The sequence below is a fragment of the Nonomuraea sp. SYSU D8015 genome (assembly GCF_008065375.1).
Classification (GTDB): Bacteria; Actinomycetota; Actinomycetes; order Streptosporangiales; family Streptosporangiaceae; genus Nonomuraea.
Genome location: NZ_VJYI01000002.1, coordinates 392,754 through 410,290, shown reverse-complemented (window position 1 = coordinate 410,290; position 17,537 = coordinate 392,754). Strand labels below are relative to the sequence as shown.

The following is a 17,537-nucleotide window of genomic DNA, read 5'->3' as shown; positions in this document are numbered from 1 at the left end:
CGAAGGGTTGCCCCGCGCAATCATTCCGCATTCCCCGTCATGACTAAACCGGGACGCCGTCTTTACCGGCATGGAGGACGACGTGCTGGCGCGCTGGCGCAGCAGGAGCATGGCGGAGGGCTGGCCGGGGGCCGGCGACTGGTGGACGCCCGAGGTGGAGAGCGCGATCGAGGCCGTGTGCGGAAGCGGCGACCTCGCGCATGCCTGCCGGGCCCTGGGCGCGGCTCGGGCGGCCGCGGGAGTGGAGATCGCCCAGGGCCTGGACGACTTGGCGGCGCTCTTCGCCGTGTCCTGGCGGGGGGAGCCGCCGTTCGCCGCGTTGCGCGCCTTCGCGGCGGGCTGGGCCGACTTCGCGTCGGTGGGAATGGAGCCGGCTTGTGAGGATCCCCTGACGGGGCTGGCCACGGTGGCGTACCTGCGTACCCGGCTGGCGCAGCTCTACCGGGGCTCGTCCGCGGGCATGTGCCTGGTCGTCGCGGAGCCGTGCGGGAGGGCGGAAGAGCTGGCCGAGCGGCTGACCGCGGCGCTCAACCTCGCCACGGCGCTGCGCCGGGCCTTCCCCGGGGACGAGACGCTCGCGCTGCTCGCCCCCACGCGCGTGGGGGCCGTCACGCGCGAGGACGACCTGCTGGCGGACAAGGTGGAGCGGCTGCGCACCGCCGAGATCCTGTACGGCCGCCGCCCCCGGGTACGGGTGCGGACGCTGCCCAGGGCATACGGGCAGGCCCTTGCCCTGATCAGGACCCTAAGCTTGGATCCATGACAGATCGCGACAACCTGCTGGCCGAGATCAAGAAGAAGGCCGTCGTCCACGGCAAGGTCACGCTCTCCTCGGGCATGGAGGCGGACTACTATCTCGACCTGCGGCGGATCACGCTCGACGGCGTGGCCGCGCCCCTCGTCGGCAAGGTGATGCTCGACCTGACCGACGACCTCGACTACGACGCGGTGGGCGGGCTCACGCTGGGGGCCGATCCCATAGCGGCCGCGATGCTGCACGCGGCCGCCGCGCGCGGGCGCGTGCTGGACGCCTTCGTGGTGCGCAAGGCGACGAAGCAGCACGGCCTGCAGCGCAGGATCGAGGGGCCGGAGGTGAAGGGGCGGCGGGTGCTCGCCGTGGAAGACACCTCCACGACCGGCTCCTCGGTGCTGACCGCCGTGGAGGCGCTGCGGGAGGCAGGGGCCGAGGTGGTGGCCGTGGCCACGATCGTCGACCGGGGCGCGAAGGAGCGGGTCGTCGGCGAGGGGCTCGACTACCGCACCGCCTTCACCCCGGAGGAGCTGGGGCTCTAGTCGGGCGCGCGCACGGTGAACGACTGCTTCGCGCCCTGCTCTCCCTGGTCGCGGAGCTTGCCGTTCTCGGTGACGCGGACCGTGCCCGCGTCGCTGAGCACCACGTCGAGCTCCGGCTCGAAGTAGTTGACCTCCTCGCCCTTGCTCATCTCGCGGTGCTGGAGCACGTCGCCGCCCGGCACCCGCACCGTGACGGTGGGGCAGGTCTCTGCCAGGCATTCGATGCGCACGGTAGGCACCTGCGCGCCGGCGTCCTCCGACGCGGCGGTGCCGGCGGTGGCCAGTGCGGAGGCGCGCTCGCGCTCGCGTTCGGCCTCTGAGGGTGTGCTCAGCGTGCCGATCAGCGCGCGACCACCGATGACCAGGAGTGTCACCACGGCCCCTGCCGCCAGGACGGCGAGCGCCAGGCGGGCGAGGCCCATCGGATCTGACCTGTGGCGTCCCACAGTGGGCAGCGTACCTTTTGGCATGCTCCCCTTCCCGATAGTCGCGTCAGTGGCGATCGGCCGCGCGGTGATGTTTGCCGTTGGGCTCGGGCAGGCTCTTGGCCGCGCGGCGGTGCTTGACGGCCTCGACGAAGATCGGGATCAGCGAGATCAGCACGATGAGGAAGACGCCCGGCAGGATGTACTTGTCGATCTGCTTGGGATCGACCTGCCCGCCGAGGAAGTGGCCGACCAGGATCAGGCCCTCGGTCCAGACGACGCCGCCGACGACGTTCCACAGGAAGAACCGCTTGGGCGACATCTCCAGCACGCCGGCGACGGGATTCATGAACGTGCGGACGATCGGCACGAACCTGGCCAGAATCACCGCCTTCGCCGGGCCGAACTTCTCGAAGAACTCCTCCGCCCGGATCACGTGCTCCTTCTTGAACAGCCGCGAATCCGGTTTGTCGAAGAGTTTCCTGCCGAATCGCGCACCGAGGAAATGACCCAGCTGGGCGCCCGCGATCGCGCACAGCGGGGTGCCGATCAACAGGACGGGGAGGGAGAGCGGCTCGATGCCCATTCCCGCGGCCACCGACGCAGAGCTGAAAATCCCCGCGGCCACCAGCAGTGAGTCACCGGGCAGGAAGAACCCGAGCAGCAGACCCGTTTCGGCGAAGATGATGGCCAGGACGCCGACCGTGGCGAAAGCGCCAAGAATCGTGAGCCACCACGTCGGGTCGAGGAGATTCAAAAGCCAGTCCACGCGGAGAGCCTACCCGGACGGGAGGTCCCGGACGTGACCATCCGGGACGCGTGCTTTCAGGCCGCGTCCGACGGCACGCGCTGCGGATCCATCACATGGTCTCTACCACAGCGGGTAGTGAGCCGGAATACTGGGGGCGCTGGCGCGAAGCCGTAACTTCTCAGGGAGATGAATCATGCCTATTGCGACTCCAGAGGTCTACGCTGAGATGCTCGACCGAGCCAAGGCCGGTGGATTCGCCTATCCGGCGATCAACGTGACCTCGTCTCAGACGTTGCTCGCCGCCCTGCGCGGCTTCGCCGAGGCCGAGAGCGACGGCATCGTCCAGGTCTCCACCGGTGGCGCCGAGTTCCTGTCCGGAGCGACCGTGAAGGACATGGTCACGGGCGCGACGGCGCTGGCGGAGTACGCGCGAATCGTGGCCGAGAAATACCCGGTCACGGTCGCGCTGCACACCGACCACTGCCCGAAGGACAAGCTCGACGGCTTCATGCGGCCGCTGATCGACATCTCGCTGGAGCGGGTCTCCAAGGGGCTCGACCCCCTCTTCCAGTCGCACATGTGGGACGGCTCGGCCGTGCCGCTCGAGGAGAACCTGGAGATCGCCAAGGAGCTCCTGGAGAAGTGCGCGCGGGCCCGGATCATCATGGAGATGGAGATCGGGGTCGTCGGCGGCGAGGAGGACGGCGTCGTCGGCGAGATCAACGAGAAGCTCTACACGACCGCCGAGGACGCGCTGGCCACCGCCGAGGCCGTGGGCGTCGGCGACAAGGGCCGCTACATGCTGGCCGCCACGTTCGGCAACGTCCACGGCGTCTACAAGCCGGGGCACGTCAAGCTGCGGCCGAGCGTGCTGAAGGAGATCCAGGACGCGGTCGGCGCCAAATACGGCAAGGACAAGCCGTTCGACCTGGTCTTCCACGGCGGCTCGGGCTCCCTGCTCGAGGAGATCCACGAGGCGATCTCGTACGGCGTCGTCAAGATGAACGTCGACACCGACACGCAGTACGCCTTCACCCGCCCGATCGCCGACCACATGTTCAAGAACTACGACGGCGTGCTCAAGGTCGACGGCGACGTGGGCAGCAAGAAGACCTACGACCCGCGCTCGTACGGCAAGGCCGCCGAGGCCGGGATGGCGGCCCGCGTGGCCGAGGCCTGCGAGCACCTCAAGAGTGCTGGGACGAAGATCTCCTAGCCACTTACGTGGCCCGGCGGGTATGACTTGTCCTATGGATAACCTTCTCGCCGGGCCGCCCCCGACTCATCTGCCGGACCAGCCCGAGGCCAGGGAGGCGCTGGAAGCCGGCGCCAAGGCCTCTGACGTGGCCGCCCGTTTCCCCGCCTATCCGGCGGCGTGGGCCGCGTTGGCGGAGGAGTACTTCGCCCAGGGGCACGCCGTCACCTCCTACGCGTTCGCGCGCACGGGCTACCACCGCGGGCTCGACCAGCTCCGCCGCAGCGGCTGGAAGGGCCACGGGCCCATCCCGTGGGAGCACGAGCCCAACCGCGGCTTCCTGCGCTGCCTGTACGCGCTGTCCCGCGCCGCGCAGGCGATCGGCGAGAAGGACGAGGCCGAGCGCTGCCTGCAATTCCTCAAGGACAGTTCAGAATCTGGTTACGACGCGCTCACCAAGGGTTAGCCCTTGGGGTGTTTGGGCACGTTCGGGTAGTCTCTCTACGCAAGAGCCCCTGTCGCGCTTGCGCCAGGGGTTTCGATTTGTGCTCGGGAGACAAAACCATGCCGGCTGCCGTTCTCGTTGGTGCCCAGTGGGGCGATGAGGGCAAGGGCAAGGCCACCGACCTGCTCGGTGGCGACGTCGACTACGTCGTCCGCTATCAGGGTGGCAACAACGCGGGGCACACGGTCGTCATCGGCGACCAGAAGTACGCCCTCCACCTGCTACCGACCGGAATTCTCTCGCCGGACGTCGTACCGGTGATCGGCAACGGCGTGGTGATCGACCCGGGCGTGCTGCTCGGCGAGATCGACGGCCTGGCCGCGCGGGGCATCTCCGCCGACCGGCTGCTCATCTCGTCCAACGCGCACCTGATCATGCCCCACCACAAGGCGCTCGACAAGGTCACCGAGCGCTACCTCGGCAAGGCCAGGATCGGCACCACCGGGCGCGGCATCGGCCCCGCGTACGGCGACAAGATCGCCCGCATGGGCGTGCGCGTGCAGGACCTGCTCGACCCCGGCATCCTGGCGAAGAAGATCGAGGTCGCGCTGACCGAGAAGAACCAGGTGCTGACCAAGGTCTACAACCGGCGCGGCATCGAGCCCGAGGCGGTGCTCGAGGAATACCTCGCCTACGCCGAACGGCTCAAGCCGCACATCGCCGACACCTCGCTGGTGCTGTCCAAGGCGCTGGACGAAGGCAAGTTCGTGCTGCTGGAGGGCGGGCAGGGGACGCTGCTCGACATCGACCACGGCACCTACCCGTTCGTCACGTCCTCGTCGCCCACGTCGGGCGGCGCCTGCGCCGGGGCCGGCATCCCGCCGAACCGGCTGACGAAGATCATCGGCATCCTGAAGGCGTACACCACCCGCGTCGGCTCCGGTCCCTTCCCGACGGAGCTGACCGACGAGATGGGCGAATGGCTGCGTCAGACCGGCGGCGAGTACGGCGTCACCACCGGCCGCAACCGCCGCTGCGGCTGGTTCGACGCGGTCATCGCCCGCTACGCGACCCGGATCAACGGCATCACCGACTACTTCCTCACCAAGCTGGACGTGCTGTCCGGGCTGGAGCGGATCCCGGTGTGCGTGGCGTACGACGTGGACGGCGTGCGGCACGACGAGATCCCGATGACGCAGACCGACTTCCACCACGCCACGCCGATCTACGAGGAGTTCCCCGGCTGGCAGGAGGACATCACCAGCGCCAAGTCCTTCGACGACCTGCCGCCGAACGCGCAGGCGTACGTGCGGGCGCTGGAAGAGATGAGCGGCGCCCCGATCTCCGCCATCGGCGTGGGCCCGGGCCGCGACCAGACCGTGGTGGTCCGCTCGCTGGTCTGACCCGTGTCCGGGGCGGCGCCTGGGCCATACGCCCGCCGCCGCCCTGACCCACGCGTCCGCCGCTGCCCGTGGCCGCGCGGCCACCGCCGCGCGTCCGCGGCTGCCCTGGCCGCGCGGGCTGGGCTCGCGCGGATGCTTCCGCGTCGCCGCCGTGGGCCGCCCTCTTCCGCATCGGCCCATACTCGGCGGCGCCTGGGCATACGGGCATCTGTGGGATGGGACGGGCGGCGACGGCCGGGGGCTGGGCGGCCGGAACCCGGGCGCTCCCAGGCCGGGACGCCCCCAGGCCGGGACGCCCCCAGGCCGGGACGCCCCCAGGCCGGGACGCCCCCAGGCCGGGACGCCCCCAGACCGGACGGGTAGCCGGAAAGGCGTCCGCCTCGGGACGTCCGGAGGGCGGGCGTCCCGAGGCGGCAGGGTCGGAGGGTGCGGAGGTCAGGACAGGGCGTCGAAGCCGGCGCGTAGGTGGGTCACTCGGTCCGTGAGGTCCGACAGCGGGGCGGCCAGCGCCGGGTCCTGGGACTTGCGGACCAGCTCACGCATCCGGGCCAGCTCATCCTCCACCGCCGTCAACCGCCGCGACAGCTCCGGCAACACCGCAGCCTGATCACCGGCCCCGGGCGGCAGTTCGCCGTTGAGTCGCTCGCGCAGCATGGACGCCTGCTCGGCCAGACGCTTGTTCATGTTGTACAGCTCGGTGAACACCGACACCTTCGCCCGCAGAACCCACGGATCGAACGGTTTCGTCAGATAGTCCACCGCACCGGCCGCGTACCCGCGGAAAGCGTAGTCCGGCGCGCTGTCCACCACGGTCAGGAAGATGATCGGGATGTTCCTGGTCCGCTCGCGCCGCTTGATGTGCGCGGCCGTCTCGAACCCGTCCATGCCCGGCATCCGCACGTCGAGCAGGATGAGCGCGAACTCGGTGTTGAGCAGCGCCTTGAGCGCCTCCTCACCCGACCGGGCACGGACCGGCACCAGGTCGAGCGAGCTGAGTATGGCCTCCAATGCGATGAGGTTTTCCTCACGGTCATCGACCAGCAGGATCTTCGCACGATCCGGCATCGATCACGCCCCTTCGGCTGATGAGTCGGTCGTGGCCCCCCGGCCGCGGCTGAGCCAGCCCCGCAGGCGTTCGAGCAGCCGGTCCACGTCGACCGGCTTGGGGACGTAGTCGGACGCGCCCGAGGCGATGCTCTTCTCGCGATCGCCTCGCATGACCTTGGCGGTCAGCGCGATGATCGGCAGGTCGGCGAACTGCGGCATGCGCCGAATGGCCGAGGTCGTGGCCCATCCGTCCATCTCGGGCATCATGATGTCCATCAGTACGAGAGCGACGTCCTCGTTCCGCTCGAGCTGCTCGATCCCTTCCCTGCCGTTCTCAGCGTAGACGACGGTGGAGCCGTGCCGCTCCAGCACGCTGGTCAGCGCGAACACGTTGCGGATGTCGTCGTCCACGATGAGGATCTTCGTGCCGTTGAGCGGGTCGTCGCCCTGCCACTGGGTGGGCGTCTCGATCGGCGGCTCGACCAGCTCGGGCATCGGCAGGTCGAGCGGCAGCGGCGGCTCCGGCACCGTGGTGGCGGGCTCGTCGGTCGGCGAGGTCATCAGCTGCCGGCGCGCCACGCCGCCGTCGGTGGCGGCCAGCGGCCCGGTGTACGAGGCCGGCAGGTAGAGCGTGAACGTGCTGCCCTTGCCCAGCTCGCTGTCCACGTGGATCTCGCCGCCGAGCAGCCTGGCGATGTCCCGGCAGATCGCCAGGCCCAGGCCGGTGCCGCCGTATTTCCTGCTGGTGGTGCCGTCGGCCTGCCGGAACGCCTCGAAGATGACGTCCCGCTTGTCGGGCGCGATGCCGATGCCGGTGTCGATCACCTGGAAGGCCAGCAGATCGCGGGCGTCGTGCAGCGTGTCGTCGTCGAAATCGACGCCGGGCGGCGCCATCGAGACCCGCAGCTTCACCTCGCCCCGCGGCGTGAACTTCACCGCGTTCGAGAGCAGGTTGCGCAGCACCTGCTGCAGGCGCTGCTCGTCGGCGCGCAGCTCCTGCGGCACGCCGGGCTCCACCTCCGCGCTGAAGGCGAGGCCCTTGTCCTGCGCGAGCGGCGCGAACGCCGCCTCCAGCAGGTCGATCATCTTCGGCAGCGACACCTGGATCGGGTGGATGTCCATCCGGCCCGCCTCGACCTTCGACAGGTCGAGCATGTCGTTGATCAGCTGGAGCAGCGCCGAGCCCGCGCTGTGGATCGTCCGGGCGAACTCGACCTGCTGCGAGGTCAGGTTGCCCTCGGCGTTCTCGGTCAGCAGCTTGGCCAGCACCAGCAGGCTGTTGAGCGGCGTGCGCAGCTCGTGCGACATGTTGGCGAGGAACTCGGACTTGTACCGCGAGGAGACGGCCAGCTGCTCGGCCCGCTCCTCCAGGGTGCGGCGGGCCTGCTCGATCTGGAAGTTCTGGATCTCGATCGCGCGGTTCTGCTTGGCCAGCAGCGCCGCCTTGTCCTCCAGCTCGGCATTGGACCTGCGCAGCTCCTCCTGCTGGCGCTGCAGCTCGTCCGAGCGCTCCTGCAGCTCGCGGGTGAGCCGCTGCGACTCGGTCAGCAGGTCTTCGGTGCGGGAGTTGGCGATGATCGTGTTCATCGTGACACCGATGGTCTCGACGAGCTGCCGCAGGAAGTCGAGGTGCACCTCGCCGAACGGGGTGAACGAGGCCAGCTCGAGCGCGCCGAGCACGCGGTTCTCGAACAGGATCGGCAGCACCACGATCTGCGCGGGCGTGGACTGGCTGAGCCCGCTGTCGATGGTGATGAACTGCGGCGGCACGTCGTCGAGCACGATGGGCCGGCCCTCGGCCGCGGCCTGGCCGACGATGCCCTCGCCGATCGCGAACCGCTGCCGCGGCGCCCGGTCGGGGCGCACGCCGTAGCCGCCGATCAGCACCAGCTCGTGGTCGCCCTCGGGATCGATGCCGTAGAAGGCGCCGTAGCGCGCCGACACCAGCGGCGTCAGCTCGCTCATCGTGAGCTTGGCCACCTCGTAGAGGTCGCGGTGGCCCTGCATGAGCCGGGAGATGCGGGCCAGGTTGGACTTGAGCCAGTCCTGCTCCTGGTTGGCCTGGGTGGTCTCGCGGAGGTTGGCCACCATCGAGTTGATGTTGTCCTTCAGCTCCGCCAGCTCGCCCTGCGCCTCGACGGCGATCGAGCGGGTCAGGTCGCCGCGCGCCACGGCGCTGGTCACGGTCGCGATGGCGCGCACCTGCGTGGTGAGGTTGCCGGCCAGCTCGTTGACGCTCTCGGTGAGGCGCTTCCACGTGCCCTCGACGCCCTCGACCCGCGCCTGGCCGCCCAGCTGGCCTTCCGAGCCCACCTCGCGGGCGACTCGGGTGACCTCGGCGGCGAACGACGAGAGCTGGTCGACCATCCGGTTGATGGTGGTCTTGAGCGCGAGGATCTCGCCCTGGGCGTCCACGTCGATCTTGCGGGTGAGGTCGCCGTTGGCGACCGCGGTGGTGACCTCGGCGATGTTACGCACCTGGTAGGTCAGGTTGTTGGCCATCGAGTTGACGTTGTCGGTGAGGTCCTTCCAGACGCCCGACACGCCCTGCACCCGGGCCTGGCCGCCCAGTTTGCCCTCGGTGCCCACCTCGCGGGCGACCCGGGTGACCTCGTCGGCGAAGGACGACAGCTGGTCCACCATCGTGTTGAGGGTGTCCTTCAGCTGCAGCATCTCGCCCTGGGCATCGACGGTGATCTTCTTCGACAGGTTGCCCTGGGCCACCGCGGACGACACGGCCGCGATCTGGCGCACCTGCGAGGTCAGGTTGTTGGCCATCGAGTTGACGTTGTCCGTCAGGTCCTTCCAGACCCCGGACACGCCGCGGACCTGCGCCTGGCCGCCTAGCTGGCCCTCGGTGCCCACCTCGCGGGCGACTCGGGTCACCTCGGAGGCGAACGACGACAGCTGCTCGACCATCGTGTTCATGGTCGACTTGAGCTCCAGGATCTCGCCCTGGGCGTCCACGTCGATCTTGCGGGTGAGGTCGCCGTTGGCCACGGCCGTGGTCACCTGGGCGATGTTGCGCACCTGGTAGGTCAGGTTGTTGGCCATCGAGTTGACGTTGTCGGTGAGGTCCTTCCAGACGCCCGACACGCCCTTCACCTCGGCGCGGCCGCCGAGCTTGCCCTCGGTGCCCACTTCGCGGGCGACTCGGGTGACCTCGTCGGCGAAGGACGACAGCTGGTCCACCATCGTGTTGAGGGTGTCCTTCAGCTGGAGGATCTCGCCCTGCGCGTCAACGGTGATCTTCTTCGACAGGTTGCCCTGGGCCACCGCCGTCGCCACGGTCGCGATGCTGCGCACCTGGGAGGTGAGGTTGTTGGCCATGAAGTTGACGTTGTCCGTCAGGTCCTTCCAGACCCCGGACACGCCGGTGACCTGCGCCTGGCCGCCGAGCTGACCCTCGGTGCCCACCTCGCGGGCCACTCGGGTGACCTCTTCGGCGAAGCCGGACAGCTGGTCGACCATCGTGTTGACGGTGTTCTTCAGCTCGAACATCTCGCCCACGGCGTCGACCGTCACCTTGCGGCTCAGGTCGCCCTTGGCCACCGCCGTGGTCACCACCGCGATGTCGCGCACCTGCGCGGCCACGCGCGAGGACATCGTGTTGACGGCCTCGGTCAGGTCACGCCAGCTCCCCGACATGCCGCGCAGATTGGCGCTGCCGCCCAGGCGGCCCTCCGTGCCGGCCTCGCGGGCCACCCTGGTCACCTCGGAGTTGAACAGGGCGAGCTGGTCGACCATGCCGTTGATGGCCTTGCCCAGGCGGCGCACCTCGCCGCGGGCCGACCGGTCGAGGTCGATGCGCCGCGACAGGTCGCCCTTGGCGACCGCGTCGATGACGTCGGCCGCGCCGCTCACCGGGCTCACCAGGGCGTCGATCAGCTGGTTGACCGACTCGACGCTCTCCGCCCAGGCGCCGACGCCCGGGCCCGGTGTCAGACGCTCGCTGAACCGGCCTTCCTTGACCACTTCCCTGCGGACGCGTACGAGCTCGTTGGCGAGATGTTCGCGGCGGTCGGCCACCTCGTTGAGCAGCAGCCGGACCTCGCTCATGATGCCAGGGGGCGCATGAGGCACCCGACGCCGGAAGTCGCCGTCACGCCAAGCGAAGAGGGTCTCCAGGATGGGAACGAGATCCGATTCGGTGTACGTCCTCTCCTCTGGGCTTGGCGCGGCCTTGGCCGTGGTCATGGGGCCTCCTTCACTCGCTGCGGGCCTCGGCGAGTGATTCAAGTCTGTCACGATGAGTAGCTCGTAGTCCTGTCCTTGGATTTACCCCAAGTCAGTGAGAAGTGTGGTAGGCACGTTGGGATGACTGCTTCTCCCCATGCGCTGCTTGCTGCGACGTTCGCGCCCGGCGAGACCGCTGTGACGGCTGCGATGAGGTTCACGCGCGAAGTGATGACCGCGTGGGCCACCGGTGGCGTGCTCCACACCGCCGAGCAGGTTGCGGGAGACTTGGCCGAGCAAGTCGCTGACGAGCCATTTGAGGTGATTTGGAAGCATTTTGGGGACGCTGTCCAGGTCGAATTCCGGCAGCGAAGCGCCTCCCCGAGTGATCCAAAAGCTCCTTCCGCGAACGTCGAAGAGTGGGGAGTCACCTTTGCGGGCGATTCCCGTGTCCACTGGGCTAGGCTCACGCTACCTGGCTCCGTGGAGAGAGTGGCAGCCGAATGGCTGGAGGAGAGCTCCCGCGGGCCGCATTGGCTGGGGTTCCTTGCCGACGCGAGCGACCTGCTCGCGGGCACTCTCGACCCCGACATGGTGCCCGCGATCATCGCCCAGGTCGTGGTGCCGAGACTGGCGAGCTGGTGCGCCGTCTACACCTCCGACGGCGCCGCGGGGCCGCTGCGGCTGGTCTATCTGTGGCACGCCGACGAGGCGAGGATCGACGGGCTGCGCGAGCAGCTGGCGGACATGGACGTCTCGGCCGCCGACACCAGGGTCACCTCCACCATTCACCTGGCCGACTCGCAGGTGCTCGCCGTGCCGCTGACGGCGCGCGGCCGCGGCCTCGGCATGATGTGCCTGGGCCGGCCCGACCGCTTCCCCGACGAGGTCATCCAGTTCGCCGAGGACATCGGCAGGCGCGCCGCGCTGGCCATGGACAACGCCAGGCTCTACGCCCAGCAGGCCGCCGCCAACCGGGCGCTGCAGCGCAGCCTGCTGCCGCCCAACGAGCCGGAGGTCCCCGGCCTCGACTACGGCGTCATCTACGAGCCCGCGGGCGAGGTCAACGAGGTCGGCGGCGACTTCTACGACCTGTTCAAGGCGGGCGACGACTCCTGGCGGTTCGCCATCGGCGACGTCTGCGGCACCGGCCCGGAGGCCGCGGCCGTGACCGGCCTCGCCCGGCACACGCTGCGGTTGCTGGCCAGGGAGGGGTACGGCGTCGCGGCCGTGCTCGGGCGGCTCAACCAGGCGATCCTGGAGGAAGGGGAGCGCGCGCGCTTCCTCACGCTGCTGCACGGCGACATCACGCCCGTGGAGACCGGGCTGGAGATCCGCATGGTGTCGGCCGGGCATCCCGAGGCGCTGCGGCTCAAGCCGGACGGCACGGTCGAGGCCGTGACCACGCCGCAGTCGCTGCTCGGTGTCTTCCACGAGGTCGTGTTCGAGGCCGACACCCTTCATCTGGACCACGGCGACGTGCTGCTGGCGGTCACCGACGGGGTGACCGAGCGGCGCTCCGGCGGGCGCCTGCTCGACGACGACGGCGGGCTGGCCAAGCTGCTGGCCGAGTGCGCCGGCCTGTCGGCCAGGGCGGTGGCGGAACGCATCCGCAGGGGCGCGGCCGAGTTCGCCTCGGAGCCGAGCGCCGACGACCTCGCCATCGTGGTCCTCCGCGCCCGCTGACCCGGGCTTGGTGCTGCCCGGAGGGGCGGGCGGCGCCCAGCAGGATGGCGAGCGCTCCGTTGTGCTCCGGTTCGCGGGCACGTGGACGGTGTGGTGCTCGATGGACGCCTCCCAGTGAACGGCGGTGCGCGTGATGGTGACAGCGGAGGACGCCGTCAATCAAGACCGCAGGTCAGCCAACTCTTTACAGGATGTCAGAGGTCAATGTGTGGCCACGTGTTTCCTGGCGAATTCAAGCTGCAGCGCGATCTGCGCGATCCGCTCAGAGACCACCAGTGACCCGCGAATGGCGTCGTACGTATAAACCTCGTGCTCGCGCCCGTGCTCGGCCAGCTTGGCCACGTATTTCTCGATCTGCCGCAGCGGACACCGCGTGTCGTTCTCACCGGCGAGGATCAGCAGCGGGCTTTTCACCTGGTCGACGTAGGTAATCGGCGAACTTGCCGCGTACCGCTCGGGATGCTCGTCGGGCGAGCCTCCGAACAGCGCCCGGTGGTAGGCGCGCAGGCTCTCGGCCTCGTCCTCGTACGAGGTCTGGTGGCAGGCGATCGGGACCGCCGCGATGCCGCACGCCCACAGGTCGGGCTGGGTGCCGAGACCGAGCAGCGTGAGGTAGCCGCCCCACGCCGAGCCCGCCAGCACCAGCCGGTCCGGGTCGGCGATGCCGCGCTCGACCACGCAGTTGCGTACGGCGGCCACGTCGGCCAGCTCGATGTGCCCCACGTCGCCGTGCAGCGCGTCGCGCCAGGCCGAGCCGTAGCCGGTCGAGCCGCGGTAGTTGACCCGCACCACCGCGAAGCCCGCGTCCACCCAGGCCGCGACCTCGGGTGAGAAGGCGTCCCGGTCGTGCGCCGTCGGCCCGCCGTGCAGCAGGAAGACGGCGGGGAAGGGCGCGGTGCCGGTCTCCGGCTTGGAGATCAGCGCATGGATGCGGCCGCCCTCGCCCTCCACGTCGAGGTCCTCGACCGGCACGCTCGGCGGGGCCGCCGGGCCGCCCGGGGGGACCACGACCTGACCGGCGCTGGAGCGGATGACCGGCGGATGGGAGGCACTGGACCAGGAGTACTCGACGTGGCCGCCGGGCCGGGGAGCCGCCTCGTCGATCACGCCGTGCGGCGTCTCGATGAGGGTCAGCCCGCCGCCGGCGAGGTCGTAGCGGTGCAGGTGGCTGCGGGCCCGGTCGTCGCGCAGGATGAGCAGGCCGCGGCCGTCGTCGTACCACTCGGCGTCCAGGTCGCCGGAGTCCTTCAGCCAGATCTCGCGCTGCTCGCCGGTCACCGGGTCCCAGACCAGGGGCTCGTGGCGCTGGCGGCGTTCGTGCAGGGCGAGCAGGCGGCGGTCGCCCACGACCGGGGCGAACCTGAGCCCTATCACGCCCTTGCCGGGGCCGTCGTACAGCTCGCCCAGCGTGTCGCCGTTGGGGCGGACGACGCGGAGCGCGGGGTGGCGGAAGTCGCCGTACTCGCCATGGTTGATCGCGATGAGTGAGCCGTCGAGCGACATGTCGGCCACCCAGGAGGCCTCGGTGTGCTCGTACAGCAGCCGGTACGGCTCGCCGTCGCGTACCAGGTGGGTTCGGAACAAGCCGTCGCCGGCCAGAGTGATGGCCGCGAGGCCCGTCGTGGACAGCGCGATGCCGCCGGGCTGGCCCGGCGGCAAACCGGGGGCGACCGGCTCGTCGGGGCCGCCGGTGAACGGCTGGCGCCACCACATGCCGAACTCGTCGCCCTCGGTGTCGGCGAACCAGTAGATCCACTGCCCGGTCGGGTCGACGGCGGCGTACGCGGTGCCCTTGGGCCTGTCGGTGACCTGCCGGGTGGCGCCCGTCACGCGGTCCCAGGCGTAGACCTCCCACTTCCCGGTGGCGTTGGAGCGGTAGATGGAGCGGTTCGGAGCCTGACGCGCCCAGGAGGGCAGCGTCATGCGCGAGGCCCGGAACCTGGCCTGCCAGCGTTCCTCCGCCTTCATCCGGCGCGCCCCCTCCCATTGATGTCCCGCGCCTCCGGGCTCGGGATGCCGTCCAGTATTGCGCCTGTGTGGGAGAAATGCTTCGGGAATGTGGGGGAATTTCGGACTAAATGCCCCATCAGTAACACCAGTCGCACATGTCCGTCAAGGAACAGGTCTTGACTCGTGCGGTCGCTCGAAGACGGACAGTTGAAAGGCCGCGTGCGTCACGACTTTCTCCTTACTTTCCGCCCGCTTTGTGGCGACATTTCGGGAGACGTATCGTGCGATTCGCTCATCGAGATCGGCTGCGTCGGTGTGCCACGCGCTCGGGCCCATGCCGACCACCTGCGCGATCTCGCCGGGGCTCAGCTCCATGTCGAACTCGATCGAGCGCCGCCCGGTCTCCGCGAAGCCCTCCATGCTCCGCGCGACCCTGCGGTCCTTCTCCTCGTCGACGGAGAGCAGCCCCAGCTCCTCGACCAGCGGGCTGAGGTGCGTCCGCGTAGGCGTGACGACCACCACGGCGCCGCCCGGCCGCAGGATCCTCCTGAACTCGGGCCCGTTCCTGGGCGCGAAGACGTCGATCACCACGTCGGCCACCCCATCCCTGATGGGGAGCGGCCGCCAGACGTCGGCCACGAATGCCCCCGCCCTCGGATGCACCCGCGCCGCCCGGCGTACAGCGTGCTTCGACACATCGAACGCCATCCCGATGCCATCGCTCACGGCATTGAGCACGGTCGCCAGATAATGCCCGGTTCCCGCGCCTGCGTCGACGATCACCGGCGCGGTCCTGCCCACCGCGTGGCGACCCTCGACGTCGTTCCGGTCAGACACAGGACCGCCTGCTGGTCCCACGCCGTAACCGGCCTCCATTCCCGCCCCACGGTACGCCCTCAACTCCTCGCCGTCATTCGTTTCGGTAGGAGACTCACGTTCTAGTGGAGCGTTTTGGCCTCTGATGTGTTCTCGGACGGTCTCGGCCACGGCGTCGGCGAGCGGGGCGTAGTGGCCGGCGTCGAGAAACTCGGCCCTGGCGGCGACCATTGCCGCGCTGTCGGCCGTCCCCGGCGGCCTCGATCCGACGAGAAGGCTGACGTACCCCTGTCTGGCGACATCGAACGCGTGCCCACCGGCGCACCGCAGCACGCCTTCGCCCAGCCGCAGATCGGCGCGGCAGACAGGACATATGAGGTATTCGACGATGTCACCCAGCATGCGCCCCATTCTGGTCTCCTCCGTCCGGACGCCGGCACGTGCATGCCCGCTGTTCCGGCAACGTGCCGCGTGACGGCTGACACTGTCCGGCGACGCAGCTGTGGCACGGCGCCTGCGGTGGTGAGCGCCCATGGCGGCCGCACACGGCGTCTCCGGCCCGCGGAGGTCCACGCGGCGGGGGCGCGAGGCGCATGGCGCGCGCCGGGACCGGTGGGGCGATGTGGCCTGGTCCATGCTGCGGGCGGGCGATGGGGTGAAGGCGCGGGGGCTCAGAGCGGGCGCGACGAGAGCGGAAGGGGTCAGGCGTTGGCCTCGAGGAGGAAGGCGGCGTTGGAGGGGGTGGAGCGGAGTTTGTCGACGAGGAGCTCGAGGCCCTGCCGGCGCTCCAGCCCGGTCAGCATCCGCCGCAGCCGCCAGATGACCTGCTGCTCCTCCGCGTGCAGCAGGATCTCCTCGCGCCGCGTCCCCGAGGTGTCCAGGTCCACGGCGGGGAACAGCCGCCGCTCGGCGAGTTCGCGCACGAGGTGCAGCTCCATGTTCCCCGTGCCCTTGAACTCCTCGTACAGGCTGTTGTCCATCCGCGACCCGGTGTCCACCAGCGCGGTGGCGAGGATGGTGAGGGAGCCACCGCCCTCGACGTTGCGCGCGGACCCGAAGAAGCGCTTGGGCGGGTAGAGCGCGCTGACGGCGATGCCGCCGGTGAGCACGCGGTCGCCGCCGGGCGCCAGGTTGTTGTACGCCCGCCCCAGCCGCGTCAGCGAGTCCAGCAGCACGACCACGTCCCGCCCGGCCTCGACGAGCCGCTTGGCCCGCTCGATGGCCAGCTCGGCGACGGCGGCGTGGTCGCGGTCGGGGTGGTCGAAGGTGGAGGAGAAGACCTCGCCGTCGATGGTGGCGCGCATCTCGGTGACCTCCTCGGGCCGCTCGCCCACCAGCACGACCATGAGGTGCACCTCGGGGTGGTTGCGGGCGATCCCGGCGGCCAGCGCCTGCAGGACCATGGTCTTGCCGGCCTTGGGCGGTGCGACGATGAGGCCGCGCTGGCCCTTGCCGATGGGCGCGAACAGGTCGACGACGCGCGTGCTGAGCGACTCGGTCTCGATGGCGAGCCGCTCGGTCGGGTGCACGGGCGTCAGCTCGGCGAACCGGGGCCGGTCACGCCAGTGCGTGGAGCCGTTGACGGACTGAACGCCGGCGAGCTTGTTGCCCGCGAAGGTGGCGACGACGTGGTCGCCGGGCCGCAGGTCGAACTGTTGGATCTTGTCGGGAGGCACGCGCACGTCGCCCGGCCCTGGTAGGTGCTCGGCCCGGATGAACGCGGACTTGTCGCGTATGTCCAGGAGGCCGGTCACCTGCCGGACGGGCACGTCCGCGCGCTGCTGAGGAATGGTGTGAACAGACATGGTGAACCCCTTGGGGGAGAATGCGCCGGACGGCGAAGACCGGCGAGTGATGAAAGGAAGCCGGGCCCCTCGAACACGCGGGGCGAGGCTGAGATGAAGATCAGCGGAGCTGGAGCTCAACGCTGGTGGGAACATACCACACGTTCCGACCCATCAAACGCCTAGCCCTCTAGGACTATTCCCGGGCGGTTCTCGTGTCTTCGCTCACAAGTCCGCGACACGGCGCGTGACAATGTTCTTCTCGACACCGCGCTGCGAGGAAAATTACCGCAGCCGGTGTATCAGAGGGCACAGATCCCACACTGCGGCAGCGGCATCGTGTCATCAAGTGACATGCAGGACCCCTGCAACTCGGTGAGGGTTCCATAGGACCAACAGAGAAGACTTCCTTGGGGGAGAGCACCATGAAGACCGCCAACTGCCCGCGGTGCCACCACGAGCTGGACGAAGGCCCGATCATGTACCGGTGCGCGAACTGCTGCCGCGCCGTCTACGCCGCCGACCTCGAGAACGAGTACGTTCCGCGCCCGCCCGTCGCCGCCTAG

14 protein-coding genes are annotated in these 17,537 nt (G+C 69.6%); 7 read left to right on the top strand and 7 right to left on the bottom strand.

From position 1 onward, the window contains the following. Positions 1-70: 70 nt before the first annotated feature. Positions 71-763 (top strand): hypothetical protein, encoded by a 693-nt coding sequence (locus ID574_RS11140; protein ID WP_188188736.1) that lies wholly within the window; start codon positions 71-73, stop codon positions 761-763. Beyond that, positions 760-1,293 carry an orotate phosphoribosyltransferase gene (pyrE, locus tag ID574_RS11135; RefSeq protein ID WP_188188735.1) on the top strand — a complete coding sequence of 178 codons (534 nt, stop codon included), beginning with the start codon at positions 760-762 and terminating at the stop codon, positions 1,291-1,293. Before ID574_RS11140 ends, pyrE begins: the two co-directional genes overlap by 4 nt. Here pyrE and ID574_RS11130 read toward each other — a convergent pair. Further along, entirely contained in the window at positions 1,290-1,739 is a 450-nt protein-coding gene (locus ID574_RS11130) for a hypothetical protein (RefSeq protein WP_188188734.1), read from the bottom strand. The two genes, pyrE and ID574_RS11130, sit on opposite strands and share 4 nt — an antisense overlap. A 46-nt stretch (positions 1,740-1,785) precedes the next feature. Continuing rightward, on the bottom strand, positions 1,786-2,487 hold the full coding sequence (locus tag ID574_RS11125) for a DedA family protein (protein WP_223166577.1): 702 nt from the start codon (positions 2,485-2,487) through the stop codon (positions 1,786-1,788). Positions 2,488-2,662: 175 nt separating this feature from the next. Between ID574_RS11125 and fbaA the strand changes: the two genes are divergently transcribed. The 3 genes from fbaA (at position 2,663) to ID574_RS11110 (ending at position 5,512) form a co-directional block, all read left to right on the top strand. Beyond that, positions 2,663-3,685 carry a class II fructose-bisphosphate aldolase gene (fbaA, locus tag ID574_RS11120; protein ID WP_188188733.1) on the top strand — a complete coding sequence of 341 codons (1,023 nt, stop codon included), beginning with the start codon at positions 2,663-2,665 and terminating at the stop codon, positions 3,683-3,685. 34 nt (positions 3,686-3,719) lie between these two features. Continuing rightward, positions 3,720-4,130, top strand: a complete 411-nt coding sequence (locus tag ID574_RS11115; protein ID WP_223166576.1) for a DUF3151 domain-containing protein — start codon at positions 3,720-3,722, stop codon at positions 4,128-4,130. A 98-nt stretch (positions 4,131-4,228) separates the two neighbouring features. Next, positions 4,229-5,512, top strand: coding sequence for an adenylosuccinate synthase (locus ID574_RS11110; RefSeq protein WP_188188731.1), 1,284 nt, complete (start codon positions 4,229-4,231; stop codon positions 5,510-5,512). A 435-nt stretch (positions 5,513-5,947) separates the two neighbouring features. On the opposite strand, the gene ID574_RS11105 is transcribed toward ID574_RS11110, so the two are convergent. Beyond that, positions 5,948-6,577 carry a response regulator gene (locus ID574_RS11105; RefSeq protein WP_188188730.1) on the bottom strand — a complete coding sequence of 210 codons (630 nt, stop codon included), beginning with the start codon at positions 6,575-6,577 and terminating at the stop codon, positions 5,948-5,950. Positions 6,578-6,580: 3 nt separating this feature from the next. Continuing rightward, the gene (locus tag ID574_RS11100; protein WP_188188729.1) at positions 6,581-10,756 is read right to left on the bottom strand and encodes a HAMP domain-containing protein; all 4,176 of its coding nucleotides are present in this window, start codon (positions 10,754-10,756) and stop codon (positions 6,581-6,583) included. Positions 10,757-11,218: 462 nt separating this feature from the next. Here ID574_RS11100 and ID574_RS11095 point away from each other — a divergent pair, with 462 nt between their 5' ends. Further along, positions 11,219-12,421, top strand: coding sequence for a PP2C family protein-serine/threonine phosphatase (locus ID574_RS11095; RefSeq protein ID WP_223166575.1), 1,203 nt, complete (start codon positions 11,219-11,221; stop codon positions 12,419-12,421). Between the two features lie 201 nt (positions 12,422-12,622). On the opposite strand, the gene ID574_RS11090 is transcribed toward ID574_RS11095, so the two are convergent. The 3 genes from ID574_RS11090 to rho form a co-directional block, all read right to left on the bottom strand. Beyond that, positions 12,623-14,389, bottom strand: coding sequence for a S9 family peptidase (locus tag ID574_RS11090; protein ID WP_188188728.1), 1,767 nt, complete (start codon positions 14,387-14,389; stop codon positions 12,623-12,625). A 144-nt stretch (positions 14,390-14,533) separates the two neighbouring features. Beyond that, complete coding sequence (locus ID574_RS59605) at positions 14,534-15,589, bottom strand: putative RNA methyltransferase (RefSeq protein WP_336245507.1); 1,056 nt, start codon at positions 15,587-15,589, stop codon at positions 14,534-14,536. Between the two features lie 299 nt (positions 15,590-15,888). Further along, positions 15,889-16,992, bottom strand: a complete 1,104-nt coding sequence (gene rho / locus ID574_RS11080) for a transcription termination factor Rho (RefSeq protein WP_188188727.1) — start codon at positions 16,990-16,992, stop codon at positions 15,889-15,891. A 404-nt stretch (positions 16,993-17,396) separates the two neighbouring features. Here rho and ID574_RS11075 point away from each other — a divergent pair, with 404 nt between their 5' ends. After that, on the top strand, positions 17,397-17,537 hold the full coding sequence (locus ID574_RS11075) for a hypothetical protein (RefSeq protein ID WP_188188726.1): 141 nt from the start codon (positions 17,397-17,399) through the stop codon (positions 17,535-17,537).

Coding starts and splice junctions, on each gene's coding strand:
- ID574_RS11140 (WP_188188736.1), top strand. CDS start 71: ATGGAGGACGACGTGCTGGCGCGCTGGCGCAGCAGGAGCATGGCGGAG.
- pyrE (WP_188188735.1), top strand. CDS start 760: ATGACAGATCGCGACAACCTGCTGGCCGAGATCAAGAAGAAGGCCGTC.
- fbaA (WP_188188733.1), top strand. CDS start 2,663: ATGCCTATTGCGACTCCAGAGGTCTACGCTGAGATGCTCGACCGAGCC.
- ID574_RS11115 (WP_223166576.1), top strand. CDS start 3,720: ATGGATAACCTTCTCGCCGGGCCGCCCCCGACTCATCTGCCGGACCAG.
- ID574_RS11110 (WP_188188731.1), top strand. CDS start 4,229: ATGCCGGCTGCCGTTCTCGTTGGTGCCCAGTGGGGCGATGAGGGCAAG.
- ID574_RS11105 (WP_188188730.1), bottom strand. CDS start 6,577: ATGCCGGATCGTGCGAAGATCCTGCTGGTCGATGACCGTGAGGAAAAC.
- ID574_RS11100 (WP_188188729.1), bottom strand. CDS start 10,756: ATGACCACGGCCAAGGCCGCGCCAAGCCCAGAGGAGAGGACGTACACC.
- ID574_RS11090 (WP_188188728.1), bottom strand. CDS start 14,389: ATGAAGGCGGAGGAACGCTGGCAGGCCAGGTTCCGGGCCTCGCGCATG.
- ID574_RS59605 (WP_336245507.1), bottom strand. CDS start 15,589: ATGCTGGGTGACATCGTCGAATACCTCATATGTCCTGTCTGCCGCGCC.
- rho (WP_188188727.1), bottom strand. CDS start 16,992: ATGTCTGTTCACACCATTCCTCAGCAGCGCGCGGACGTGCCCGTCCGG.
- ID574_RS11075 (WP_188188726.1), top strand. CDS start 17,397: ATGAAGACCGCCAACTGCCCGCGGTGCCACCACGAGCTGGACGAAGGC.